Source organism: Bradyrhizobium sp. 187 (assembly GCF_023101005.1).
GTDB classification, from domain to species: Bacteria; Pseudomonadota; Alphaproteobacteria; order Rhizobiales; family Xanthobacteraceae; genus Bradyrhizobium; species Bradyrhizobium canariense_D.
Genome location: NZ_CP064693.1, coordinates 5763536 through 5788535, shown reverse-complemented (window position 1 = coordinate 5788535; position 25000 = coordinate 5763536). Strand labels below are relative to the sequence as shown.

Here is a 25000-nt window from a genome sequence, read left to right as displayed (position 1 = left end):
CCGGCATTACCGATGCGATTCCATGAGCCGTCCAGCAACAGGAACGCGCGCGACCAACACGCAACCGCTCTCGGATTCCGTGATGTAGAGGTTCTTGTTGTCGGAGCCGCCATAGGCCACGTTGGTCGTGGCGAGGCCCTGGCAAGAGCGAACCCGATAGAGCGGTTCGCCGAGGCGGCTGAAGATCCAGACGGTGCCTAGACCGGCGTGGGCGATCGCAAGGTTGTCCTGCTCGTCCATCGCAAGGCCGTCGGGGCCACCTAGGCTGCCTGACAGCTGGATGAATATCCCGACCTTCGATGCGGTGCCGTCAGGCATCAGCGGTATCCGCCAGATGGCATTCCCCCGGGTGGCGGCCACGTATAGAATATGTTCGCTGCCGTTCAGCACGAGACCATTCGGGCTGGGGACGTTGCTGACGATCTGGTCGAGCGCTCCGTCCACCCGCAACCGATAGACGCGGCCGGTCGGGTCGTGAATGCCTGTTTGGCCCTGGTCGGTGAAATAAATGTCGCCATTGCTGGCGAAGACCAGATCGTTGACGCCCTTGAAGCGCTCCGACCAGCGCCGCTCCAGCATGGGGGTGACCTTGCCGCTGGCCGGGTCGAGCGTCATGAGGCCATGGCGGTAGTCCGTGATGACGATCCGCCCGTCGCGTGCGAACTTCAACCCGTTCGGCTCGCCGTCATATTCGGCGACCAGCGTGAATTCTCCGGCGGGCGAGATGCGGAAGATGCGTCCGTAGGGAATGTCCACGATATACAGATTACCGTCGCGGCCGAATGACGGGCCTTCAAGGAAGGAATCCGCCACCAGTCCGCGGCGGTTGACTAACGACCATGCATTCTCGGGGTCTTTGCGTCGAAACTTGTCTGGCAGGCGGGCAAAGACCTCAGTCTTGATTTCTTCGGGCGGTGTATACATCAGGGTATCTCCTCAAGGCACGGCAGTGACTTGCGAAGGCAGCCACATTGCGATTTCGGGGAAGATCACCAGCAGGCCGAGCAGCGCGAACATGATCAGGTGAAACGGGATCGTGCCCGCGACGACGTCGCTCAGCTTGCCCGACCATATGCTCTGGATCACGAACAGGTTGATGCCGATCGGCGGCGAGATCTGGCCCATCTCGATGAACAGCACCAGGATTACGCCGAACCAGATTGGATCGATGCCGTACTGGACCAGAACCGGATAGAGCAGCGGCACTGTCACCACGATCATGCCGAGGCTTTCGACCAGGCAGCCCAACACCGTGTAAAGAACGAACAGGGCGAAGAAGAACTCCAGCCTGGAAAGCTTCAGATTGACGAGAAACTGCGTGATCTGCTCGCCGACGCCGGCATAACTGATGGCGTAGGAGAACAGGAAGGCGGCATAGACGATGAACAGGATGTTGCCGCACACGCGCACGGTGGTTTGCAAGGCGTGCCAGAGGATCGCGACGCTGAATTCGCCCCAAAACGCCGCGATGATCATCGCCAGGACGCAGCCGACCGCCGCCGCCTCGGTCGGCGTGACCAGCCCCGAATAGATGCTGCCGATGGTGCCGCCGATCAGCACCATGAACGGGATGACGTCGAGCAGGGCCGCGAGCAGTTCTCGACCCGAACGAGCGCCAACCTCGCGCGGAGCGATCCCGGGTCTTAACCAAGCATGTATGGCGATATAGGCCATGAACATCGCGGTCAGCAGCAAGCCCGGCATCACGCCGGCCATGAACAGTTTCGCGACCGACGTCTCGGTGAATGTGCCGTACACGATCATCGCGATGCTCGGCGGGATCAGGATGCCGAGCGTGCCGCCCGCCGCCAGCGAGCCCGCGGACAGGCGCGGACTGTATTTGCGCTTTTGCAATTCGGGCAACGCCACCCGCCCGATCGAGGCGGCGGTGACCACGCTCGAGCCGCTGATGGCCGCAAAGATGGCGCATCCCGCGATGTTAGTCTGCAGCAGGCCGCCGGGAATCCAGGATACCAGCTTGGACAGGCCATGATACACCCGCAAGCTCAGCCGGCTCTCTTGCAGGATCTCGGCCATCAGGATGAACAGCGGGATCGCGCTCAATGTGAAGCTGTTCATGCTGCCCCAACTGACGAGGCCGATGCCCTTCAGTCCGGGCAGACCTGCATGCAGCAGCAGATAAAGGACAGATGGGACTGTGATCGAAAACGGGATCGTCATTCCCACGCAAAGCAGGCCGACGAAGATCGCCAGGACAAAAATCAGTTCGACGCCCGGAGTCATGACTGCGCACCCCTGCGAAGGCGGCGAGCCTTGGTGAGGATCGTTCGGAGAAGGGCGAGGCAGAGCAGGAACATGCCGATAGCCATGGTGGTCTGCGGCATCCACAACGGCGTCTGCAGCGGCGTGGGCGCCACGTCCTCCGAGCGCCACGAGTTCATGACCAGGCGCGTCAGCTGCCAGGTAATCAATGCGGAGGCGACCAGTGATATCAGGTCGAACACGATCTGCGACACTAACCGGGCGGATTGTCCGAGGCGGGCCTGAACCAGCTCGACCCGGTGAAATGCACCGTGGGCCTCCGCGACCGACATACTCAGGAAGGTCATGGCCACCAGCAGATAGCCACCAATCTCGTCGGTGATCTGGAGCGATGTCGCGAATAGATTGCGTGCGATCGCCTCGGCCCCGATCAGGACGATCATGGCCATCAGGAAGAGCGCGCAGATTGCTTCTGAGGCGTTCTCGATCGGGCCTGGGCCCGATGAGACGTTGTCGATGAAGTGGACGGCGCCGTCAGGCGCCACCTCCTTGATCTCCATGCTGCCAGCCATGATCGATTACCGGCCAAGCGCCGCACGAACCTGCTTGAGCGCGGTCGCAGCATCCGGGCCCTTCGATTTTGCCCATTCATCCCAATAGGCCGAAATCGCCTTCGTGCCGACGTCGAGATCGCCGGGTTGCGGCTCGGTCACCGTCATGCCGCCTTCGGCGAATTTCTTGCTGAGGTTGTCTTCCTCATCGGCCATCGCCTTGGTGATCAGTGGCATGTTGTCGGCGACCGCCTTGCGGACCTTGCCCTGGAGCTCTGGCGACAGCTTGTTGAAGCGCTCCTTGTTCACGATGACGACGGAGTTGAAGTAGTTGATGCCCAGCCGATAGTTGTACTTCAGCAGGTCCTTCCAGGTGTTTCCGCCGCCGGTGTTGGCGGTGAGGACGCCATCGACGATGCTGCGGTCGAGTGCGGACGGAACTTCCGGGGCGCCGAGCGTGACCGGCACGCCGCCGAGCCGCTTGATGAACTCGCCTTGCTCGGGCGACGTCACGCGGATCTTCTGGCCTTTGACGTCGGCCAGCGACGTCAACTTCTTGCTCGAGAATGCCACCTGGTAGGGATAGAGATATTGCCCGAGCACCAGGAGGCCCTTCTTTTCGAAGGCCTTCTCCAGGTACGGCGCCATGATGTCCGCCGCCTTCTTGTATTCATCGAGCGAGCGGATCAGCATCGGCAGTCGCAGGACGCCGCCGATCGGAACGTTGCCGAGAAAATATCCATCGTCGCCCATTTGCACGACGTCGTCGCTGACGGCTTGGGTGATGGTGGTGGTGTTGATCGGAAGCGAGCCCCCGAGATGCAGCCGGACCGACAGCTCACCGCCGGTGTCCTTTTCGATCTGTTCAGCGACGGCACTCATGCCCTTGGCCGCTGCCACCGTGGCCACGGGATTGTAGATATAGAGATCCCATTTCTCGGCAGCTCCGGCTGGTGCTGCAAGGCCCGCCAATGCAAGTGCCCCAGCGATCACGCCCGCAAATTGGCGACGGCTCGTCGATATCATTGTTTTCTCCCGAGTCTTTTTGTGGTTGGGCGAAACTATGTTTGATCGCGTTCCGCCCAGCAAGAGAGCGGAGGGCCGCAATCAATCGCATATGTGATATTTGCCGCGACCGAGCCGAACAGTATTGATCCAATTGCAATCACGTAGAAGTTGGACGTCCCGCGCGGCACGCGCCAGCCGTCGCGGCCAATGGAACGAAAGAGCTTCGGGATGGACACGACCCCTGCAGACGGCCCGTTGGGCGGAATTCGCGTGATCGACCTGACCAACGTGATCATGGGACCGTTTGCGACGCACATCATGGCCGATCTCGGGGCTGACGTGATCAAGATCGAGAGCGAGGAGGGCGACTCGTTCCGGACCTACCGGCCCAATCGCCATGAAGGCATGGCCGGCGGCTTCCTTCATCTGAACCGCAACAAGCGCAGTGTTATGCTCGACCTGAAGCATCCTTCGGGGATGGAGGCGCTGCGCAAGCTGATCGCGACGGCCGACGTGTTCGTTCACTCGCTGCGGCCTAAGGCCATCGACAAGCTCGGGCTTGGCTATCAGGCCGTCCGCGCCGTCAAGCCTGATATCATCTATTGCGGCGCTTACGGGTTCAGCGAGAAGGGACCCTACCGCGACAAGGCTGCCTATGACGATATCATCCAGGCCGGCTCCGGGCTCGCTGCATTGCATATGGTCGCGCGCGGCGAGCCGGCCTTCATGCCGACGGTGCTGTGCGACAAGCTGTCCGGGCAAGCGATCGCCTATTCGGTGATGGCAGCCCTGTTCCAGCGCGAGCGTGGTGGCGGAGGGCAGGCCATCGAGGTGCCGATGTTCGAGACCACGGCGGAGTTCGCCTATATCGAGCATTTGCTCGGCTTTGCCTTCGAGCCGTCGCTCGGCGACCCCGGCTATGCCCGCGTCGTCAGCCCGCGCCGCAAGCCGTTTCGCACCGGCGACGGTTATATGTGCATCCTTCCCTATTCGGATCGCAACTGGCGCGACTTCTTCGACTTCGTGGGGCGCCCAGAAATGAAGTCCGACGCCCGCTTCTTTCCGCTGGTCGAGCGAGTAGCCCATCTTGAGACACTCTACGAGATCATTGAGCAGGAAGCCCCCCGGCATTCTACGGCCTCATGGGTGTCGTTCTGCGACGACGTCAGCATTCCCTGTATGCCCGTCCTGGGTCTCGCGGATCTGCCAGACGACGAACACATGAAGGCGGTCCAGATGTTCAGCCGTGCCGAGCATCCATCGGAGGGAGCATACAAGTCGATACGGGCGCCGGTGTCCTTTAGCTCCTCGCCGTTCCGAGTTCGCCGCCATGCGCCGCGGCTGGGCGAACATACGGCCGAGTTGCTCGCGGAGATCGGAGTGCATGTGCCGAAGACAATCTCCCCGAGCGGCAAGAGCAAGTGAGGCGGGTTGATGATGAATATTCTGCCAAACGACGACTTTGGACGAATGGAGGCTTGAATGCGCGCGTTCCGGTTTGAATCTCTGACCTTACCGCCCGAAGCAGACGCAATGCGGCGCAAGGTCCGCGCCTTCCTGAAGGAAGAGCGTGACAACGGCCGCTACGCCGCACACCGGACATCCTGGTCGACATTCGATCCGGAGTTCAGCAAGCGCGCCGCCAAGGCGGGCTTTATCGGCATGACCTGGCCGAAACGCTATGGCGGTGGCGAATACTCCAACTTGCAGCGCTTCGTCGTGACCGAGGAGATGCTGGCGGCCGGCGCGCCGGGTGGCGCGCACTGGATTGCGGATCGGCAATCCGGTCCGCAGATTCTCAAGCATGGCAGCGAGCGGGCGCGCGAGCTGATTCTGCCCAGGATCGCCGCGGGCGAGTGCTATTTCGGCATTGGCATGAGCGAACCCGATTCCGGCTCCGACCTTGCAGCCGCCCGCACCAAGGCGGACAAGGTCGAAGGCGGCTGGGTGATCAACGGTACCAAGATATGGACCTCGAACGCGCACCGCGTTCACTATCTGATCGTGCTGGCCCGCACCGAGCCGCCCAGCGAGAACCGTCACGCAGGCTTGTCCCAGTTCATCGTGGATACGGGCTCGGAAGGTATCGAGATCAGGCCGATCATGAACCTGTCGGGAGGGCACGAGTTCAACGAGGTATTCTTCAAGAACTGCTTCGTTCCCGACGACATGATGATCGGAAGGCCCGGCGAAGGCTGGACGCGCGTGACGGGCGAGTTGGCGTTCGAGCGCGCCGGCCCGGATCGCTTTATGTCGGACATCAGGCTTCTCGTCGAACTCGTCGACAAGATCGGGCGCGAGCCGAATGAGCGGCAGGCGGTCGAGATCGGCCGGCTCGCGGCTCACTTCGCCACATTGCGCCGGATGTCGTCGTCGATCGCCGGGCTATTGGAGCGTGGCGAAAGTCCGGTCACCGAAGCTGCACTGGTCAAGGATGTCGGCACGGCATTCGAGCGGGAAGTCCCGGAAGCAGTGCGGAAGCTGTTGCCGGTCGAGGCAAGTCTCGATGACGATGACGAGTATTCGCAGGCGATGGCACATGTGTTGCTGCACGCGCCATCATTCACTATTCGCGGCGGCACGCCGGAAATCCTGCGCGGGATGATTGCCCGCGGTCTTGGCCTGCGCTGACGGGGAGAATGCCATGGAAGACATGTCCGCCATTGTGCTCGAACAGGCCGATCGCCTCTTTGCGCAACACATCGACAAGAAGGTTCTCTCCGCGGCCGACGCGGGGCAATGGCCCGATGCGCTCTGGGGCGCGCTGGAAGATGCCGGCCTGCCGTTGGCGCTGGTGCCCGAATTGAAGGGCGGCGCGGGGCTCGCGCCCGACGTTGGGGCAAACCTGATCCGCAGGTCCGCATTTCATTCCGCCCCGCTGCCGCTGGCGGAGACCATGATCGCCAACGCGCTCTGGACCGACGCGGGTGGCGAAGTCATCGCAGGCGCGGTGACGCTTGCGCCGGTTAATCCGCAGGATCGCATCACGCTCGTCTCGGGTGCGGCAGGCACGACTTTGCAAGGTATCGCCCGGCATGTCGCCTGGGGCCAGCAGGCGCCGACCGCGCTTGTCCTTGCACGCGACGCGAATGGCAAGGCCTTCCTCTGCCGCGTGCCGACCGCCAGAGCGCGTTCGAACAAGACGCGGCGCAACGTCGCCTACGAGCCGCGCGAAGGTGTCGACTTCAGCGGCGTGCAGTTGGCCGTGAGCGATGTCCTGCCGGCGCCCGCCCGTCTCGGAGTTGACGGCCTGATGCCCTTCGGCGCTGCTATCCGTGTGCAGCAGATGATCGGCGGGATGGAACGGTGCATGGATTATGCGCTGTCCTACGCCAATGAGCGGGTGCAGTTCGGCCGCCCGATCGCGAAATTCCAGGCCATTCAGCACATGCTGGCGATTGCGGCAGGCCACTTTGCCGCGGCGTCTGCGGCAGGCGACGCACTGACGGAGTCGCCGCGGCTGGGCGATGACGCGCTGGCCGTGGCGATTGCAAAATCACGATGCGGTGAATCTGCCGGTCAGGTCGCGGCCCTCTGCCATCAGGTCCATGGCGCGATGGGGTTTACCCAGGAGCACCCGCTGCACTACGCCACCCGACGGCTCTGGTCGTGGCGCGACGAATGGGGCGCGGAGCCCTGGTGGCAGGAAAAGATCGGCCGGATGATCTGCGCGCAAGGCGGCGAGGGCCTCTGGCCGCTGCTCGTCGATCGGTCGGCAGCCGCCGGCGCGGCCTAAATCGAGGCTGTGGGGCGAAGATAGCGCTGCACGACATCGTTGAGCAGCGTGACGATCTCCGTCTGCCGCCGCGTGATATCCTGGAGAGGGCCTGAGACCGCGACGGCAAGCGCGCGGTTCCACCCGTCGATGCCCTCAGGCAGCGGCACGGCAATCGATCCGGCGCCGGGGGTGACGAGACCAGCCGAGAAGAAGAACCCCTCATGCCGCGTGCGCTCGACGTTTTCCAGCACCTGATTGATGTCGATCCGGGATATGTCGAGCGCGGCTTCCGCGTTGGTGCGCGTGCACAGGCTGCGGATCTCCTTGTCGCTGCTCGACGTCAGTAGCGAAAACCCGGTGGCCGACCAGACCACGAGGCGCCTGGACCCGGGCGGGACATGAAAGCGCATCGTCGCGCGGGCCTGCAAAACGTGGATATACTGCGCATAGATCCCGCTCCGCGCGGCGATGATGACGGTGTCACCCGTTTTCTGGGACAGCTCTTCGAGCATCCTCATCAGGCTGCCGTTTCTGACAGGGCCCTTGTCGAGCCAGGTCCCGAGCAAGGTGACGCGCGGCGAGGGCAGGAAGCTGCGGCTGTCCTGAAGATAGTCCATGTAACCCAGCTCGACGAGGCAGTTGAGCAGGATCGAGGTCGACGATTGCGGAAATCCCAGCCGCTCAGCCACTTCGGCAACGCGCGCGTCCCGCTGGATCTCGTCGAAGAACTCCAGAACTCGCAGCACACGTCCCGCCGACTTGACCGATCCTGCCGCCGGCGGGCCGTAGCTCGTGGCTTCCGTGATCTGATCGTCTGCTGTTGCTTTCTTGCTTCTTCTGGCCATCGTCTGACTCTGCCGGCAATTCCGCAGACATCCGTTAAAGCCGAGCCGAAATCCTTGTTTCGTGTCCGTTTGGCGGCACGTTAATCGCCTTGCGCAGGCAGGTCCAGTCGAGCGCGCGTCGACAGGGCGAGTATCCCGTTTCGGCAGATCCGTCATGACTTCCACATCGTCCTCCGCTCACATATAGGGCGACGATGAAGTACAGCGTCTGAGTCGCGTGTGAGTTTCCAGCTTTCGATCCTAAAGATTCTCGACGGCCAGAGCGACGGACGCGCCAGCCTCGAGGTCATCAAGCAGCACCTTGCCATTCTCTATACGAGTGGCCAGGAATGGACCGGACGGATGAAGCGGCTCGCCGAACGTGCGCCGGACCTTGATATCTTCGGCCAGAAGCTGGTCGTGCGCGAACCGGGCGTGTGGACCATCACCGAGGAAGGCCGCAGCTTTCTCGTGATCCTCGAGCGGCCTGCCGTGGTCCATCGCGAAATTGCGCCCGCCGAGCCGAGCCCGGCCGTCCCGATTACGGGGGCAAGCACTGGCCCGTACCGCAGTTTTCGTTGAACGACGCGTGCGCCCTCGCGCTCACCTGCCGGTAAAGCGCGGCGCCCGCTTCTCGACAAAATGGGCAACGCCCTCTTTGAAGTCTTCCGTCCCACGGCAGATCGCGACTTCGCTGTTCGCGAGCTGCGTGGCTTCGGCCAGTGTTTGCCGGGGAGCCGCGGTCAGTTGCTGCTTGATGATCCGCATCGAACGGGGGGAGCAGAGTTTGGCGAAGTCCGAGGCCGTCTGTTGCACGGTCTCGCGAAAAGTATCCGCGGGCAGCATTCTGACCAGGCCGAGCCGCTCGGCTTCCGCCGCCTCGACCACGCGCCCCGAAAGAAGAAGGTCCGCCGCATTCATCGGTCCGATGAGCTGACGCAACATCCAGGCGCTGCCGTGCTCTGCGATCAGGCCGCGCCGAGCAAAGGACGTGGTCAGCTTTGAGCCAGCTGCCATGAAGCGGAGATCGCAATAGAGTGCGATGCAAAGACCGACGCCCGCGATCGCGCCATTGATGCCTGCAATGATCGGTTTGGGAACGGCGAGCAGGTAGCTGTAGCGCTGCGCCAGATCACCGTCGCTTATGGGGGGAACGACGGGTGCTGCGGCGGCTGCGTTTCCCGACGACGCGTCGGAAAGGCGGCCCATGTCGGCGCCCGCGCAGAAGCCCCGGCCCGCGCCGGTGATCACGATCGCTCGCACGTCGTCGTCCTCGGACGCGATCGCTATCAGGCGGCGCAGCTCGCTTTCCATGACGGGCGTCCAGGCGTTCATCTTTTCCGGTCGGTCGAACGTGATCGTCGCGACGCGATCGGACACATCGAACTTCATCTGCTCCGCAGCAACCATGGGCGTTCTCCGTTTGGTGAGCGTTCTAGCAAAAGCCGGGAAGCCGCCAAATGGCTTTCGCCGGTAAGAAAACTTTTCTATCTATATGAAAAAGACAGTGAGGGTGCATGTCCAAAGACGTCATCAAAACGGCCAAGCGGCTATTCGAGATCCTGGAATATTTCGACGAAGTGCAGCGGCCATTGAGCTTGAAGGATGTTGCGCTGCAGTTTAGCTATCCCGTTTCCAGCGCTTCGGCGGTGCTCAAGAGCATGGTGGTGCTAGGCTATATAGATTTCGACCGTTACTCGCGAACGTATATGCCGACAATGCGGATCGTTCAGCTGGGGCACTGGGTGCAGGGCGCGCTTTTCGGCGAGCGCGGAATCTCGGCCCTGGTCAATCACCTCAACAAGGAAACGGAAGAGACGGTTAGCATCGCGACCCAGAGCGACCTCTACATGCAATACATCCACGTCCAGCCTTCGCCGCGCACAATCCAGTTTTCGATCAAGCCGGGGACGATCCGTCCGCTCGCGCGCTCGGGCCTCGGGTGGATGCTGCTCAGCGCGCGTTCGGACGAGACCATCGAGAAGCTCGTGCGTCGCATCAATTTCGAGGAAGAAGACCGAAAGAAGAAGGTCGACCTGAAGGAGCTAATGCAGAAGCTCCGCAAGATCCGCAAGGATGGTTACGTCATTTCCCTTCACACTGTAACGGCCGGAGCGGGCGTCATCGGTATGTTGTTGCCGGAGCGGCGCCACGGCCGCATCCTGGCGATCGGCGTCGGCGGTCCGGTCGAACGGCTGGTATCCAAGCGAACGCAGATCCTGAGATCGCTGCGCGAAGGCATCGACAAATTCGTTACGCGGGAGGATCGCGCATCCGCCACAAAAGCCCGCAACTGAAAAGATCCATTTTCACATATCTGTAAATACGCACGCATATCTGTAATGCTCTGGCTTTCAGCTTCGTCCCGGCACATGCTTCCGCCACTCCACGCCTCGAACGCGCGGAGATACAAAATGGTTAGAAGGGTGGAGTGGTGCAGGAGAAGGTCGTCGATCTGAAAACCAAGGACGGGATGATGAACACGTATGTGTTTCACCCGGACCGTCCAGGACCGTTCCCTGTCGTCATCTTCTATATGGACTCGGTCGGCGTTCGCGAGGAGCTGTCCGACATGTGCCGGCGTCTCGCGACAGTCGGCTATTACGTCATCATGCCCAACATGTACTACCGCATGGTCCGCTGCGTCGATCTCGACGCGAACCGCCTGTGGGACCCCGCCTGCGCGGACAAGCTGGAGTTCATGTGGAAGCTCAACCGCCACCTCACCAACACCATGGTGATGGAAGACACCCAGGCCATATTCGACTTCCTCGCCAATGATCCGGCTGCGCGGCAGGGCAAGACGGGATGTGTCGGCTATTGCATGAGCGGCCGCTACGTCTATCGCGCGATGGGCGTGTTTCCCGATCGCATGGCCGCCGGCGCCTCCGTCTACGGCGCGCGTCTCGTCACTGACCAGCCGGACTCCGCGCATCTCGTCACTGAGAAGATCAAGGGCGAGATCTACTTTGCGCTGGCCGAGCATGATCACTACGCGCCTCCCGAGATGCTCGAGCAGGTATCGCGGGCGATCAAGACGACCGGCATCAACGGACGGATGGAATACTATCCGGAAGCCGAGCACGGCTTCGCCTTTCCGACCCGGCGCCTCTACCAAAAGGCCAGCACCGAGCGGCATTGGGAGCGCCTGTTCGATCTCTTTCAGCGCAATCTGAATTGAGCTCGGATGCTGAGCCCATCAGAAATTGAAGGAGCCGCCGCGTTGCCGCGGGCTGGTGAGACAAACCATAAGGGGAGAACGATGAAGCGTGCGGATCGCCGAAAGGTAATGTTGTCTTTGGGGGCCATCGTGGCGGCGACTGTGCAGCTCGCTTACGCGCCCGGCGCGATGGCGGCTGACCCGGTCAAGATCGGCCTTGCGCTGCCTCTGAGCGGCGCAGCGGCGACTTATGGGCAGGAATTGCAGCGGGGCGCTGAATATGCAGCCGACCTCGTCAACCAGCGCGGCGGCATTCTCGGCGGCCGGAAGATCGAACTGGTCTTCGAGGATGAGAAGGGCACGCCGCAAGGCGGCGTCGCCGCGGTCCAGAAGCTGATGTCGGTAGGACGCGTGAAAGCGATAACCGGGGGGACGAACAGCTCGGTCGTGCTTGCCGAGTCTTCGGTCACTAAGAAGCGTATCCTGCAAGTAAACGCTGGCGCGCAGGCTGATGCGATCACCGATCAGGGCAGTCCCTGGCTTTTTCAAGTCAACAACACGGTGTCGCTCAACTCCGAATCATTCAATGCCTACGTCGTCAAGACGCTAAAGCCGAAGTCGGTCGCCTACATGGGCGAGAATTCCGAGTTCAACAAGACGGTCCTCGAGAAGCTCAAGGCGAGCCTCCAGGCCGCAGGCATTGAGCTGGTGAGCACCTCTACTTATGACGCCGAGACTAACGATTTCACGTCCATTCTCACCAAGATCAAGGCGAGCAATCCGGACATGATCTACGTCGCCGACGCCTATCCGGCGCGCGCCGCACAACTGTGGAAGCAGGTGCGCCAGCTCGGCGGCTTCAAAATCGAGGTGATGTCGCCAGGCGTGGTGACGCCGGGCATGATCAAGCCATCGGAGGGCGCCATGAACGGCGTCATTACGGGAGAGATCTTCATGGCATCAGATCCCGGCGCCGAAGGCAAGGAGTTCGTCGAGAACTATCAGAAGAAGTTCAACTCCTCTCCGGGAAAAGGAGAGCTTGTGATCTTCGAAGCGATCAATCTTATCGCCGCCGCGATGGACAAAGCGGGTACCGACAGCGATTACGACAAGATCTCGAAAGTCATCCGCGAAAACTCCTGGCCGAGCCCGAGGGGACTTCTCAAGTTCGATGAGAAGGGTAGGGCGCGGGCGCCGTACTTCTACATTCAGCGAGTCGAGAACGGGGCTGTCGTCCAGGTCGAGCGCGTCAGCTCGAACTGACGGTCGCGCGGATCAATTTAGAAGGCACGTGCGGCTTTGGAACTTCTGGTTCAAACCCTCGTCAACGGATTGGTGCTGGGCGCCGGCTATGCCGTCATCGCCGTCGGCCTGACGCTGATCTTCGGTATCGTGGGCATTGCAAACTTTGCCCATGGCGCGTTCTTCGCCATGGGCGGCTATGCCTGCTACCTGCTGACCTCGCGAGGCGTGACCTATTTCATCGCTGTTCCGTTGTCGGTGCTGATCGTCGTGGGCATCGGCGCCGTCACAGAATGGGTCGTCATCCGTCGCAGCCTGTATGGCGATTCACATCACGGCTCACTGATCGTCACGTTCGCGCTCGGTCAGGCGGCGGTGGCCGGATTGATCCTCATCTTCGGGCCGGACCCGCTCCCCGTGACATCGCCGCTCGGACAAAGCACGATGCGATTTCTCGGTATCTTCGTGACGTCGCAACGCGCGTTCATCTTCGTCTGTTCAGTTTTCGTGCTTGGTGCGCTCGGTCTATGGCTCCGTCTGAGCATAAAAGGCCAGCAGGTCGTGGCCGTCGCCCAGAACGCGCGCGGCGCGCTCTATTCCGGCATCGATGTTCCCTGGATCCGCGCGCTGGCTTTCGTGCTAGGCGTCGCCGCCGCTGGTCTTGCAGGCGCGCTGTTGGCGCCGATCTCGACGATCTATCCGACCATGGGATACAGCGCCCTGATCGTCGGCTTCACGGTCGTCATCCTGGGCGGGATGGGCAGTATTCCAGGCGCGATGCTGGGTGCGCTTCTGATCGGTGTCGCCAACGCGCTGTTCGAAACTTACGTCTCTGTCTCGTGGACGCCCGCGCTGGGCTGGGGCCTCGTCATTGCCACGCTACTGTTCCGACCGCAAGGACTGCTTGGCCAAGTCCAGCAGCATCGGCACTGAGATGGCGGTCCAGGATTTCGGCACGATGATGGACAGGAAGCCGGCCGGCGCCATGAACGGCAACAAGGATGCGCGCGCCGTGCGAGAGGCCATTTACGTCGCCTGCGCCGTCGTGACCATCGCGGTGTTCGCCTTCGCGTTCACCGATCCGTTCGTGGTGACCCTCGCCGGCTACACCTGTGCGTTCGCCCTGTTTGCCCTGAGCATCAACATCATCCTCGGCGGCGTCGGCGAGGTGCCGCTCGGCCAATGTCTATTTTTCGGCGTCGGCGCTTACGGCGCGGCGATCGGAATGGGCAAGCTTGGGCTGCCGTTCGAGGTCGCGGTGCTGATCGCGCTCGTGCTTTCCGTGGTGCTGGCCGCCATCATCGGCGCCATCACGCTGCGTCTGACCGGCGCCTATTTCTCGATCGTGTCTTGGGGCCTGACCGGCGTCGCCATGGTCGCAGCGACGAATCTCGAGGAGATCACCGGGGGACCGCTCGGCCTGTTCGGCTTTCCGCCGATCGAGATCGGTTCGCTTCAGCTGTCGGATCCACAGACCTACTTCGCGGTCACCGCCACCATTCTTCTGCTTGCGATCGTCTTCCTGGTGGTCCTGCGACGGTCTCCTTTCGGCGCCGCCATGGACAGTGTCCGCCAGAATCCCCATCTCGCGCGCTCGGTCGGCGTCGATGTGGCGCGCGTCCGGCTGAAGGCTTTCATGCTGAGCGCGCCGTTTGCCGCACTGGCTGGTGCGCTCGCCGTTCCCTACACGCAGATTGTCACGCCCGAAGTCTTCAGCGTCGCGAACACGGTGGACGGGCTCCTGATGGTCCTGCTGGGCGGCGCGCACCTCGTGGTCGGACCGGTGATCGGCGCTGCGATGTTCACGCTGATACCGCAGGCTATGAACCTCGATCCGAACGTGAGGATCCTGGTGTTCTCGTCGATCATCGTGCTGATCATGATGTTTGCCCCCGGCGGACTACATCAACTGGGCGTTGTTCTGCGTGACCGGCTCGGAAGGAGGAAAGATGACGATCGCAGCCGCTGAGCGTCCAGTCGTCTCGGCCCGGGACATCGTCAAACGATATGGCGGCGTGACGGCCCTGAACGGCGTTAGCCTCGATGTCGAGGAAGGCGAAATCTTTGGCATTATCGGCCCGAATGGTGCGGGCAAGTCGACGCTGTTCGACATCCTCTGTGGCATCACCGTGCCGACCAGCGGATCGATCCGCATCATGGGAAGCGAGATCTCGGGGATGCCGCCTCATCTCATCGCGCGCTCGGGCGTCGCCCGAACCTTCCAGAGAACTGCGGTGTTCGCCGAAAGCACGGTGCTGGAAAATCTCCTGTTCGGGCGCCATGCGAGCTTTCACCACGGCGTCCTTGGCCGCATCGTCGGCAGCAAGCCCTATGTCCGGGATCAGCAGGCGTTCCAGGCCCGCGTCGAGGAGGTTCTTGCGCTGATCGGCCTCGACGGAGAGTGGCACCGGAAGGCCGGCGTGCTGGCCTATGGCGTGCAGCGCCGGCTGGCCGTCGGAATCGCATTGATGTCCGATCCGAAGATCATGTTCCTCGACGAGCCTGCCGCCGGCATGAACGGGCGCGAGACCGCCGACTTCATCGCCCTGATCCGTGCGATCGCACCGGGGCGGACCATCCTGATCGTCGAACACGACATGGCGGTCATCCGGCAGCTCTGCGGCCGCGCGCTCGTCGTCGTCGACGGCAAGCCTGTCGTGGTCGACACGCCGCATCACGTTCTCAGTCATCCGGAAGTCGTGACCGCTTATCTGGGGGCTGACGATGACGAGTGATCGCACGCTGCTGACCGTCAAGGACGTCTCGGCGGCTTACGGTAAGGTCGTCGCGCTCCGCGGCGTCTCGCTCTCCGTCAACCGCGGCGAGATCGTCGCCATCCTCGGCGCCAACGGCGCGGGTAAAACCACGTTGTTGAACGCGATCTCCGGTGTGCTGCCGATCGCTGCCGGCCGCATCGAGTTCGCGGATCAGCGCATCGACGGGCGCAAGCCCTGGACGCTCAGCCGGGCCGGCATCAGCCACGTTCCCGAAGGGCGCGAGATATTCCCGTCGATGACGGTCGAGGCGAATTTGAAGATCGTCGACGCATTCGGCAGCGGGCCCGTGTTTACGGTCGATGACGTGCTCAACATGTTTCCGCGCCTGCGCGAGCGTTTCCGGCAGGCCGCCGGAAATCTCAGCGGCGGTGAGCAGCAGATGCTGGCGATCGGCCGCGGCTTGATGGCGCGTCCGCGGCTCATCCTGTTCGATGAGCCGTCACTCGGTCTGTCGCCGTTCTTCTCCAAATTCGTGCTCGGCGCGATCGGAGCGCTGCGGGCCAAGGGCCTCTCCGCGCTTCTGGTCGAACAGAACATGCGCGCGGCGCTCAAGATTGCAGACCGTGCCTATGTGCTCAGAGTGGGCTCGATCGTGCGCGAAGGAACGGCCGGCGAAATCGCTGATGCCCCCGACATCCAGGAAGCCTATCTCGGCGCTTAGCGGACACAGCTCTTTGCAAGGGATTTGAGACAGACACATGCAGGGTCGACGCAATCTTCCGCTCGATGGCCTTACGGTCATCGATCTTGGTCAGGTCTATCAGGGCCCTTACGCAACTTATCTGATGGCCAAGGCCGGGGCCCAGGTGATCAAGATCGAGCCGCTTGCCGGAGAACCGGTTCGTCAGCGCGACAGCGTCAGTCGCGGGTCGGGCGCACCGTTCGCGATGCTGAACGGTCACAAGAAGTGCATCACGCTGGATCTGAAATCCGCGAAGGGCAAGGAGATCCTCAAGCGCCTGGTCAAGGACGCCGATGTCTTGCTGGAGAACTACGCGCCGGGCGTGATGGATCGGCTCGGGATCGGCTGGTCCGTGCTGCACGAGCTCAATCCCCGGCTGGTCTATGCGTCGGGATCCGGTTATGGGCTGTCGGGCCCGGATAAGGACAATCTGGCCATGGACGTGACTGTGCAGGCCGTGTCGGGACTCATGAGCGTTACCGGCTTTCCGGATAGCCCGCCCGTCAAGGCCGGTCCGGCGCTGGTCGATTTCATGAGCGGAATTCACCTTTATGCCGGGGTGATGACGGCGTTGTACGAGCGGCAGATCACGGGCGTCGGCCGGCTGGTGGAAGTAGCGATGCAGGAGGCCGTGTTTCCCGCGCTCGCCTCGAACCTGGCCTACATGTACGACATCGGCAGGGCACCGCCGCGCACCGGCAATAGACACGGCGGGCTCTCCGCGGCGCCATACAATGTCTATCCGGCGAGTGACGGCTACATCGCGATCATTGCGACCAACGACAAGCATTGGGGCAATCTGCTGCAAGCGATCGGACGGACCGAACTCGCGGACGATCCGCGATTCAGCGACAAGGTCGCGCGCGTTCGCAACATGGACGAAACCGACAAGTTGATCGCGGACTGGAGTTCGAAGATCACCCGCGAGGAGGCCTGCGCTGCACTGGCGAAATTCAAGGTGCCGTCGGCACCGGTCCGCGACCTCGAAGAGGTGTGCAACGACCGGCACATGCATGCACGCGGCATGCTGGAATGGATCGAGCATCCGCAGTTCGGGCGGATCGTCATTCCGGACAGCCCGATCCGCATTCACGGCGCGGACAGGCTGCCGGCCGCGGTCTCTTCCAGATTGGGCGCGAACACCGATGAGGTGCTGTCGTCGATGCTCGACATGTCGGAGCACGAGATCGCTACGCTGCGGAGCGAGGGCGTGATCGGCCCGCGCCCCCCATCCACATAGTGAGAGAATGACGATGTCAGCTTCCGAAACCCTCGTCGTCGAAACAGCCGCGCGTGTCCTTGCGGATCTGGCCGATCCGCAGACCGTTGTCCAGAAGCGCGACAATGCCTGGAAGGCGCCGCTCTGGTCGTCTCTTCAGGAGATAGGACTGGACCTCGCCTGGGCTTCCGAGAGCGCCGGCGGTGCAGGGGCGTCGCTCGGCGATGGCTTCGGCATCATTCGCGAGGCCGGCCGCGCGGCATTGGGAGTGCCGCTCGCGGAAACGCTTCTGGCGGGGTGGCTGCTAGACCGCGCGGGTCTGACCGCGCCGGGCGGGCCGATGACGGTGGCGCCAGTTCGGCCAAAAGATCACCTCACACTCGACAAGACCGGCCGCGTCAACGGCCAAGCCCGCATGGTGCCCTTCGCGAGCGATGTCGAGCATCTCGTCGTGCTGGCCACTGGCGTCGAGGGGCCGTCGGTCGCTCTGGTCCGAACGGCCGATTGCAAGCTGAAGCCCGGCAAAAGCCTCGCGAGCGACGCGCGCGACACCGTGGAGTTCGCGAACGTGCTGCCGGTTCATCGTGCGCGCCTGAAGGAATCGGGAGGGCGCGAGAAGGACGTCCTCCTGCTGATGGGCGCAGCTGTGCGAGCGCAGCAGATTGCGGGCGCACTGGACAGGATCCTCGAGCTTTCGGTGTTGTACTCGCAGCAGCGCATTGCGTTCGAAAAACCGATTTCGAAATTCCAGGCAATTCAGCACAGCCTGGCGCGGCTTGGCGGCGACGTCGCTGCGGCCGCGTCCGCCGCGGCTTCGGCCGCGGATACCATCGCCAACACCAGCTTCGATGACGACGCCGCGCTACTTGAGATCGCAGCCGCGAAGATTCGCTGCAGCGAGGCCGTTGAAGTCGGTACCGGCATCGCTCACCAGGTTCACGGCGCGATCGGCTTCACCGACGAGCACATCCTGCACCGATTTACACTGCGCCTGCTGTCGTGGCGGGATGAGTTCGGTGACGAAACGTTCTGGAGCCTTAAGCTCGGCGAGTTCATCACCGCCAGAGGCCCGAGAGAACTCTGGCCCCTGCTGGCCTCTCGCTGAAAGGAGCCGCGATGTCTCTCATTCATTTCGACGCCATGCGCCTGCCGGATCATTGCCAGGAGTTGCGCAAGGAGGTCCGGGCGTTCCTCGAGAGCGAGATCGCAGCCGGCACGTTCGATCCCGACAAGCCCGAAGTCGGCGCGAAGAATGCCGATGAATTCTCCCGTCGCGTCGGCGCGAAAGGCTGGATCGGCATGACCTGGCCGAAGAAGTATGGCGGGCAGGAGCGCAGCTTCCTTGAGCGCTATGTCGTGACCGAGGAGATGCGGATCGCCAATGCTCCGGTGCGGCGCTTCTTCGTCGCGGACCGGCAGAGCGGCCCGACCCTCATTCGTTACGCCCACGAGAAGATCAAGCAGGACGTGCTTCCCCGTATCATCCGCGGCGAGCTGTTCTTCTGCATCGGCATGAGCGAGCCGAATTCCGGCTCGGATCTGTTCGCGGCGAGCGCGAAGGCGACCAGAACGAACGGAGGCTGGCTGATCAACGGAACGAAAGTCTGGACCAGCAGCGCGCACATCGCGGATTACATGATTGGCCTGTTTCGGACCTCCGGCTCGACCAACGAAAACCGGCGGCACGGCCTCACGTCCTTCCTGGTCGACATGAATACGCCTGGCATCACCTGCCGGCCGATCGGGCAGATGAGCGGCCAACGTGACTTCAACGAGGTCGTGTTCCATGACGCTTTCATTCCGGACGATCATGTCATCGGAGAGATCGACGGGGCCTGGAAGCAGGCCACCAGCGAGCTGGCCTATGAGCGCTCCGGGCCTGAGCGGTTTCTCGAGACCTACGACGCGCTGTTTGCGCTCATCAGTGCGGCAGGCGCGAAGCCGGACGTCCGGGTGACGGTCGGCATCGGAAAGCTGGTCGCGCAATTGCACACGCTGCGCCGCATGTCCGTCTCGGTGGCAGGGATGCTCGAGGCTGGCCGCGAACCAGTCGTCGAGGCGGCAATTGTCAAGGACCTCGGCACGCTCTGGGAGCAAGGCCTGCCGCATCGGGTCCGCGAGCTCGCTTCGTTGTTCGACCTCGAGGACGACGAAGAGGATGCATTCCGCGACAAGCTGGATTTTGAGCTCAAGATCGCACCGAAGCTCACAATCCAGGGCGGCACTACGGAAGTCCTCCGCGGCATCATCGCCCGCGGACTTGGACTTCGCTGATCAAGACAAGAGGAATGTGACACCACATGAGCACTGATATCGCAGTTACCACGCAAGGTCACGTCGCAACGATCGAGATCCAGCGGCCCCCGCTGAACTACTTCGATCTCCAACTCATTCGCGATATTGCCGACGCGCTCGACAAGGTCGACGTGAACGGCGAAATCCGGGCGGTCGTCCTTGCAGCTCAGGGCAAGGCGTTCTGCGCCGGCGCAAATTTCGATGCGCCGGCCGAAGAGGCTCAAGTAAGCGGCGCCCCGCGGGATGGCGGCCACCTTTATATCGAGGCCGTCCGTATTTTTCGCAACAAGAAGCCGATTGTCGCCGCCGTGCAGGGCGCTGCGATCGGGGGCGGGTTCGGCCTAGCGATGTCGGCGGATTTCCGCGTGACATGTCCCGAGGCCCGGTTTGCCGCGAACTTCACGCGCCTCGGTTTCCACCCCGGGTTTGGATTGACCGTCACGCTGCCGGAAGCCGTCGGCAAGTCGAATGCCGAGCTAATGTTCTACACCAGCCGCCGTGTCACCGGTGAGCAGGCGCTGGCGATGGGATTGGCCAGCGTACTGGTTCCTCAGGACCAGGTCCGTGCGGCCGCAATGTCGCTCGCGCAGGAAATCGCTGAATGCTCGCCGCTCGGCCTTCTGTCGACCCGCGCCACCATGCGCGCGGGGCTCGCGGACCGCGTCAAGCATGCGACTGATCACGAGCTCACCGAGCAGAATCGCCTGCGGGTGACCGATGATTTCCGCGAAGGCGTCAAATCCACGGCGGAGCGCCGATCCGCCAATTTCACCGGCAAGTGAGGTCACCATGTCGGAAAAGCTTGAAAAATTTCCGGACGGAAGTTGCGATTGCCACGTCCATATCTACGGTCCGTTCGATCGCTTCCCCGTCGACTATTCTGGAAAATTCGCTCCGAAGCAGGAGTTCCCGGTCGAGATGCTGTTCGACGTCTGGAAGACGATGGGCACTTCGCGCGGCGTGATCGTCCATGCTGGCAATGCCGGCTCGGACAACGAGGTGACGCTCGAGGCCTTGAAGCGCTTTCCGGACAAGCTGCGCGCGGTCGCGATCCTCAATCAGGACGTCACAGACAAGCGGCTAGACGAGTTGACCGATGCCGGCTTCAAGGGCGTGCGCATCAATCTCCTGTACCAGGACGGCAAGCCCGTGTTGTCGGGCGGCGGCATGAATCTGGACGACCTGAAGGCCTTGGCGCCGCGCATCGCCGAGCGCGGTTGGCACGCGCAGCTCTGGATCGAGACCGGCGATCTGCAGCAACTGGCGCCCGAAATCGAGAAGCTCCCGCTCGACTTCGTCATCGACCATCAGGGCCGCACCATGGCAGACAAGACCGTCAATTACAGTGGCTACCAATGGTTCTGCGACCGCGGCCTCAAGAGCGGCCGCTATTGGTGCAAGCTGTCCGGTGCGGATCGCAACACGCGGGTCGGCAGCCCGTACAAGGACACCGAGGACTTCATGAAGGCGCTGGTCGCGGCCAACCCCGACCGGTTGGTCTGGGGCAGCGACTGGCCGCATGTCGGCCACGCCGACGACGCCATCCCGAAGGAGTCCGTGCTGATGGATCTGTTCAGGCGCTGCGTGCCCGACCAGGCCGTCCGCAGGAAGATCCTGATCGACAATGCAGCCCGACTCTACGGCTTCTGAGAGCCGAGAGCTGCGAAAGTATTACGCCGGGCCGGTCCCGGCGGGATTCTTGGGCCGTAAAGCCGCGGTCGAACTTGCCGTTGCGATGAGCACGTCGTTTGAATCCCGCAGCTCGGCTTCTAGGAAGCCGACGCTGCGTCCCTGCCGGACGACCTTGCCGTAAGCCCGATGCAGGCCCGGGTGTGCGGGCAGCAGGAATGCGACCTTGATCTCGAGGCTCGCGACTGTAATCAGGTATTCGCCCCGCAGCAGGCTCGCGGTCGCCATGGCCGCATCGAGCCAGCCCGTCACGATTCCGCCTTGCACGATGCCGCCCTTGGGATGCCCTTCGGTGGAATGGCAATGCCGGGGCTCGGCGTGCCATTCGATCACGGCACGATCGCGTGTCTGATCGTAGGAAACGGCGCCGACGCCGAGCAACTCCCACGCCGCCGGCCGTCGCGCCTCGGTCTGCTTGATCAAGTCTTCGTACGACATGTCTGGTGATAGCCTGCAATTGCTGGATGTTCACGAGGTGGGCCGCAGCACGCCTCGCAGACAATCAGCACAAGCAGTGTGGCGGTGCAACCAGCGCCCGGCGGAGATCAGCTATCCGCCGCGATCCCCTTTTGCCACGTGGAGGGATTTCCGCCAAAGCCGCGGCGGGCCCGTTTTTCGAGCCAGTAGCCCATCTGCGGCGGGACCGCGCTGAAGGTCGGATCGACGCCGAGCTTCTGTGCCGCATCCATCGCCCAGTTCGGGTTGTGGATAAACTCTCGGCCGACAGCGACGAGGTCCGCCTTCTTGTCCTGAAGGATCGCTTCGGCCTGGTCGCCGTGAATGATGAGGCCGACCGCCATGGTCATGATGTCTGCCTCGCGTCGGATATAGTCCGCAAACTGGACCTGATAGCCGTACTCGTTGAGGCGGAAGAAGTTGGGGACCTTGCTGTTGAGGCCGCCGGTGCTGCAGTCGATGACGTCGACGCCCTTCGTCTTCAGGATCTGCACCAGCCGGGCGTTCTCCGCTGGTCCCCAGCCAGCCTCGTCCTCGATCGACAGGCGGACGAACAGCGGCTTTGAGGCCGGCCAATTGGCGCGGACGGCCTCGGCGACCTCGACGGCAAATCTCATGCGGTTGGCTTCGTTGCCGCCATAGTCGTCCGTTCGCTGGTTCGCCTCCGGCGACAGGAACGAATGGATCAGATAGCCGTGGGCGGCATGTAGCTCGATGACGTCGAAGCCGGCCTGGTCGGCGCGCGCCGCCGCCTTGCCCCAGCTGTCGATAGCATCAGGAATTTCGCTGCGTTCCAGCGCACGCGGCGTCACATAGCCTTTGCCGAACGACAGCGGGCTCGGACCGATCAGGTCCCAACCGCTGACGTCCTCGACGCCCGCGAGTTCGTCCGCGGACAGCGTGCCGTCGCCTTCCCAAGGCCGCTTGGCCTTGCCTTTCCGGCCGGTATGTCCGAGCTGGATGCCGGCCGTCGCGCCGTTCGACCTGATGAGGCTGGCGATCTGGCGGAGTGGCGCGATGAATTTGTCGTCCCAGATGCCGAGGTCTCCGACCGTCCCGCATCCGCGACGTTCGACCTTGGTCGATTCCACGATCACGAGACCCGCGCCGCCGGCCGCGAACTTGCCGGCGTTGCTGAGATGCCAAGGCGTCGGAAAACCGTGCTCTGCAACGTATTGCAGCATCGGCGGGACGACTATCCGGTTCTTGAGCTCGACATCGCGGATACGTAGTGGTGAGAACAGCAGCGTTTCGTTCATCCCGACCTCCCTTGTTGACTTCAGATTAGGGAGCTGGCCCGCATATGCCAATGCAAGTCAGGGACGGCGTCGCATTTCTATGGATGTGAAACAGGCGCTGACGATACCTTGTGGGCTCGACGGCGTCGTTCACGCGTCCCTTGACCACCGCTATTCTGTGTCCCGATGGTCTGCAAGAATTGTCGCCAACGCTTTGCCCGATTTCGCAAGAATCTTCTGCCTCGCTTCCGCGATCTGATCGAGGGGCGGTGCTATCTCCCGCAATCCCATCTCGACCCCAAGATCGTTGAGCGCTCTCTGATCGAACGCGATCGAGTCGTCGGCCCAGCGGTTCATCTGCTCCGCCCAGAGCTTGCAAAGATCGTCGGCCGAGAGTTGTTCGTACCGGCGGCCGCGTACGAGATAGGATTGCCGATTGTCCAATTGACGGTTCTTGAGCAGCAGCTCGACAGCTTCTCGCGCCTGATCGGTCATGGACCACCCTTTTCCGGATCGTGTTGTCAGAGATCCTAAATTCAGGCTCGTCGCCATATAAGCACAAATTCTGGGGGACCGGAAGCCAAGCCGGGCATTTCAACTCGACCGAGCGCTGGAAGCCGCCCCGTTGAGCGGCAGCACCGGGCTGCCGCTCAACGATCCTTCACGAAGCCTGGAGATCAGGACTTCTTCATCAGCGAACACTTGCTCTGTTCGCGCGGAATGTTGGCGTCTTCGGCCGGGACCGTTGCGACGACCTCGTAGAAGTCCCACGGCCCCTTGGACTGCTCCACCGTCTTTGCCCGCAGCAGGTAATAGTCGTGGATGTGCATGCCGTCCTCGCGGACAGATCCGTTCTCCGAGAAGAAATCCTTCACCGGCATTGAACGGAATTTCGCCAGCACGGCGGCCGTGTCGAGCGTTCCGGCGGCTTCGACGGCCTTCAGATAGTGCAGGGTTGCCGAGTACATTCCGGCCTGAACCATGGTCGGCATCCGCCCGACCTTGTCGAAGAAGCGCTTGCCGAATTCGCGCGAGGCGTCGTTGCGGTTCCAGTAGAAGGCTTCCGACGTGTACAGAGCCTGCATGTTTTTCAGACCGACCGACTTGGCGTCCGTGATCTGGAACAGCAGCGCCGCCACCTTCATCTTGCTCTTGAGGCCGAGCAGGCCGAATTCGTGCGCCTGCATGAGCGAGTTGGAGGTATCACCGCTAGCGTTGGCGAGCGCGAGTACGTTGGCGCCGGAGCTCTGGGCCTGAAGCAGGAACGACGAGAAGTCGCTGGTATTGAAGGGGTGGCGTACCGAACCGACGACCTTGCCGCCGTTCGCCTTGACCACGGCCGACGCATCCGCTTCGAAGGCGTGACCGAAGGCATAGTCGGCGGTCAGGAAGAACCATTCGTTGCCGCCCTGGCCGAGCAACGCCTTCGCCGTGCTGCGCGCCAGCGTGGCGGTGTTGTAGGTCCACTGGAAGGTGTTGGGCGAACACTTTTCGTTGGTGATCGTCGAGGCGCCCGCCGACGACACGATCATCATCTTGTTCTTGTCGCGGACCAGATCGGATAGTGCGAGTGCGACCGCCGAGTTGCCGATGTCGAGAATGACGTCGACGTTTTCGGTGTCGATCCAGCGCCGGGCGATGCCCGAGGCGATGTCGGTCTTGTTCTGGTGGTCGGCGACGACCAGCTCGATCGGCTGCCCCAGCAGCTTGCCGCCGAAATCGGCGATCGCCATCTTGGCAACCTCAACCGACGCAGGGCCCGCGGCATCCGCATATTGACCGGACTGATCATTGAGCACGCCGAGCTTGACCGGCCTCGACGCAGGCGCCTGCGCATGAGCCGAAGCAAGACTCAGGAAAACCATGGACGCTGCCAGCACACTTCTCATTTTCTCACTCCCTTTGGATTTTTTTGACG

Annotated in this window: 26 protein-coding genes; 16 read left to right on the top strand and 10 right to left on the bottom strand. The window is 62.5% G+C overall.

The window, feature by feature from the left end; all coding sequences use genetic code 11:
* Window positions 1–6: 6 nt before the first annotated feature.
* From IVB19_RS28090 to dctP, 4 genes are read right to left on the bottom strand one after another with little or no spacing between them, the layout of a single operon-like run.
* The gene (locus IVB19_RS28090; RefSeq protein WP_247820349.1) at window positions 7–924 is read right to left on the bottom strand and encodes an SMP-30/gluconolactonase/LRE family protein; all 918 of its coding nucleotides are present in this window, start codon (window positions 922–924) and stop codon (window positions 7–9) included.
* A gap of 12 nt (window positions 925–936) precedes the next feature.
* The gene (locus IVB19_RS28085; RefSeq protein WP_247820347.1) at window positions 937–2244 is read right to left on the bottom strand and encodes a TRAP transporter large permease; all 1308 of its coding nucleotides are present in this window, start codon (window positions 2242–2244) and stop codon (window positions 937–939) included.
* A complete protein-coding gene (locus tag IVB19_RS28080) occupies window positions 2241–2795 on the bottom strand; it encodes a TRAP transporter small permease (protein WP_247820346.1) in 555 nt (184 codons plus the stop codon). Before IVB19_RS28080 ends, IVB19_RS28085 begins: the two co-directional genes overlap by 4 nt.
* A 6-nt stretch (window positions 2796–2801) precedes the next feature.
* Window positions 2802–3800, bottom strand: a complete 999-nt coding sequence (gene dctP / locus IVB19_RS28075) for a TRAP transporter substrate-binding protein DctP (protein WP_247820344.1) — start codon at window positions 3798–3800, stop codon at window positions 2802–2804.
* A 210-nt stretch (window positions 3801–4010) separates the two neighbouring features.
* Here dctP and IVB19_RS28070 point away from each other — a divergent pair, with 210 nt between their 5' ends.
* The 3 genes from IVB19_RS28070 to IVB19_RS28060 are packed head-to-tail and all read left to right on the top strand — an operon-like array spanning window position 4011 to window position 7518.
* Window positions 4011–5207 carry a CaiB/BaiF CoA transferase family protein gene (locus IVB19_RS28070; protein ID WP_247820343.1) on the top strand — a complete coding sequence of 399 codons (1197 nt, stop codon included), beginning with the start codon at window positions 4011–4013 and terminating at the stop codon, window positions 5205–5207.
* A gap of 57 nt (window positions 5208–5264) precedes the next feature.
* A complete protein-coding gene (locus IVB19_RS28065; RefSeq protein ID WP_247820341.1) occupies window positions 5265–6413 on the top strand; it encodes an acyl-CoA dehydrogenase family protein in 1149 nt (382 codons plus the stop codon).
* A gap of 13 nt (window positions 6414–6426) precedes the next feature.
* Window positions 6427–7518: an acyl-CoA dehydrogenase family protein gene (locus IVB19_RS28060; RefSeq protein WP_247820340.1), complete on the top strand. Its 1092-nt coding sequence runs from the start codon at window positions 6427–6429 to the stop codon at window positions 7516–7518.
* Here IVB19_RS28060 and IVB19_RS28055 read toward each other — a convergent pair.
* Window positions 7515–8345 carry an IclR family transcriptional regulator gene (locus IVB19_RS28055; protein ID WP_247820338.1) on the bottom strand — a complete coding sequence of 277 codons (831 nt, stop codon included), beginning with the start codon at window positions 8343–8345 and terminating at the stop codon, window positions 7515–7517. The two genes, IVB19_RS28060 and IVB19_RS28055, sit on opposite strands and share 4 nt — an antisense overlap.
* Before the next feature lie 219 nt (window positions 8346–8564).
* Here IVB19_RS28055 and IVB19_RS28050 point away from each other — a divergent pair, with 219 nt between their 5' ends.
* Entirely contained in the window at window positions 8565–8906 is a 342-nt protein-coding gene (locus tag IVB19_RS28050; RefSeq protein WP_247820336.1) for a hypothetical protein, read from the top strand.
* Window positions 8907–8927: 21 nt separating this feature from the next.
* Here the strand turns inward: IVB19_RS28050 and IVB19_RS28045 are convergent, their stop codons facing one another.
* Window positions 8928–9734, bottom strand: coding sequence for an enoyl-CoA hydratase-related protein (locus IVB19_RS28045; RefSeq protein ID WP_247820330.1), 807 nt, complete (start codon window positions 9732–9734; stop codon window positions 8928–8930).
* 107 nt (window positions 9735–9841) lie between these two features.
* Between IVB19_RS28045 and IVB19_RS28040 the strand changes: the two genes are divergently transcribed.
* The 12 genes from IVB19_RS28040 to IVB19_RS27985 all read left to right on the top strand — a co-directional run bounded on the left by IVB19_RS28040 (window position 9842) and on the right by IVB19_RS27985 (window position 21349).
* A complete protein-coding gene (locus IVB19_RS28040; protein ID WP_247820326.1) occupies window positions 9842–10621 on the top strand; it encodes an IclR family transcriptional regulator in 780 nt (259 codons plus the stop codon).
* 134 nt (window positions 10622–10755) lie between these two features.
* Window positions 10756–11505: a dienelactone hydrolase family protein gene (locus IVB19_RS28035; RefSeq protein WP_247820324.1), complete on the top strand. Its 750-nt coding sequence runs from the start codon at window positions 10756–10758 to the stop codon at window positions 11503–11505.
* 6 nt (window positions 11506–11511) lie between these two features.
* On the top strand, window positions 11512–12747 hold the full coding sequence (locus tag IVB19_RS28030; protein WP_247820323.1) for an ABC transporter substrate-binding protein: 1236 nt from the start codon (window positions 11512–11514) through the stop codon (window positions 12745–12747).
* A gap of 69 nt (window positions 12748–12816) precedes the next feature.
* The gene (locus tag IVB19_RS28025; protein ID WP_256474568.1) at window positions 12817–13659 is read left to right on the top strand and encodes a branched-chain amino acid ABC transporter permease; all 843 of its coding nucleotides are present in this window, start codon (window positions 12817–12819) and stop codon (window positions 13657–13659) included.
* Window positions 13631–14695 (top strand): branched-chain amino acid ABC transporter permease, encoded by a 1065-nt coding sequence (locus IVB19_RS28020; protein WP_247820321.1) that lies wholly within the window; start codon window positions 13631–13633, stop codon window positions 14693–14695. The genes IVB19_RS28025 and IVB19_RS28020 overlap by 29 nt, the downstream gene beginning before the upstream one ends.
* A complete protein-coding gene (locus tag IVB19_RS28015) occupies window positions 14676–15461 on the top strand; it encodes an ABC transporter ATP-binding protein (RefSeq protein ID WP_247820320.1) in 786 nt (261 codons plus the stop codon). Before IVB19_RS28020 ends, IVB19_RS28015 begins: the two co-directional genes overlap by 20 nt.
* Window positions 15451–16164: an ABC transporter ATP-binding protein gene (locus IVB19_RS28010; protein ID WP_247820319.1), complete on the top strand. Its 714-nt coding sequence runs from the start codon at window positions 15451–15453 to the stop codon at window positions 16162–16164. Before IVB19_RS28015 ends, IVB19_RS28010 begins: the two co-directional genes overlap by 11 nt.
* Before the next feature lie 37 nt (window positions 16165–16201).
* Window positions 16202–17425, top strand: coding sequence for a CaiB/BaiF CoA transferase family protein (locus tag IVB19_RS28005; RefSeq protein ID WP_247820317.1), 1224 nt, complete (start codon window positions 16202–16204; stop codon window positions 17423–17425).
* A gap of 13 nt (window positions 17426–17438) precedes the next feature.
* Window positions 17439–18509, top strand: a complete 1071-nt coding sequence (locus tag IVB19_RS28000) for an acyl-CoA dehydrogenase family protein (RefSeq protein ID WP_247820315.1) — start codon at window positions 17439–17441, stop codon at window positions 18507–18509.
* Between the two features lie 11 nt (window positions 18510–18520).
* A complete protein-coding gene (locus IVB19_RS27995; RefSeq protein ID WP_247820314.1) occupies window positions 18521–19678 on the top strand; it encodes an acyl-CoA dehydrogenase family protein in 1158 nt (385 codons plus the stop codon).
* A 26-nt stretch (window positions 19679–19704) separates the two neighbouring features.
* The gene (locus IVB19_RS27990) at window positions 19705–20481 is read left to right on the top strand and encodes an enoyl-CoA hydratase/isomerase family protein (RefSeq protein ID WP_247820312.1); all 777 of its coding nucleotides are present in this window, start codon (window positions 19705–19707) and stop codon (window positions 20479–20481) included.
* Window positions 20482–20488: 7 nt separating this feature from the next.
* The gene (locus tag IVB19_RS27985) at window positions 20489–21349 is read left to right on the top strand and encodes an amidohydrolase family protein (RefSeq protein ID WP_247820310.1); all 861 of its coding nucleotides are present in this window, start codon (window positions 20489–20491) and stop codon (window positions 21347–21349) included.
* A 21-nt stretch (window positions 21350–21370) separates the two neighbouring features.
* On the opposite strand, the gene IVB19_RS27980 is transcribed toward IVB19_RS27985, so the two are convergent.
* The 4 genes from IVB19_RS27980 to IVB19_RS27965 all read right to left on the bottom strand — a co-directional run bounded on the left by IVB19_RS27980 (window position 21371) and on the right by IVB19_RS27965 (window position 24971).
* Window positions 21371–21826 carry a PaaI family thioesterase gene (locus IVB19_RS27980; protein ID WP_247820309.1) on the bottom strand — a complete coding sequence of 152 codons (456 nt, stop codon included), beginning with the start codon at window positions 21824–21826 and terminating at the stop codon, window positions 21371–21373.
* 107 nt (window positions 21827–21933) lie between these two features.
* A complete protein-coding gene (locus tag IVB19_RS27975; protein WP_247820307.1) occupies window positions 21934–23103 on the bottom strand; it encodes an NADH:flavin oxidoreductase/NADH oxidase in 1170 nt (389 codons plus the stop codon).
* A gap of 150 nt (window positions 23104–23253) precedes the next feature.
* The gene (locus IVB19_RS27970) at window positions 23254–23577 is read right to left on the bottom strand and encodes a hypothetical protein (protein ID WP_018457337.1); all 324 of its coding nucleotides are present in this window, start codon (window positions 23575–23577) and stop codon (window positions 23254–23256) included.
* Window positions 23578–23759: 182 nt separating this feature from the next.
* Window positions 23760–24971, bottom strand: coding sequence for an ABC transporter substrate-binding protein (locus tag IVB19_RS27965; RefSeq protein WP_247820306.1), 1212 nt, complete (start codon window positions 24969–24971; stop codon window positions 23760–23762).
* Window positions 24972–25000 lie beyond the last annotated feature (29 nt).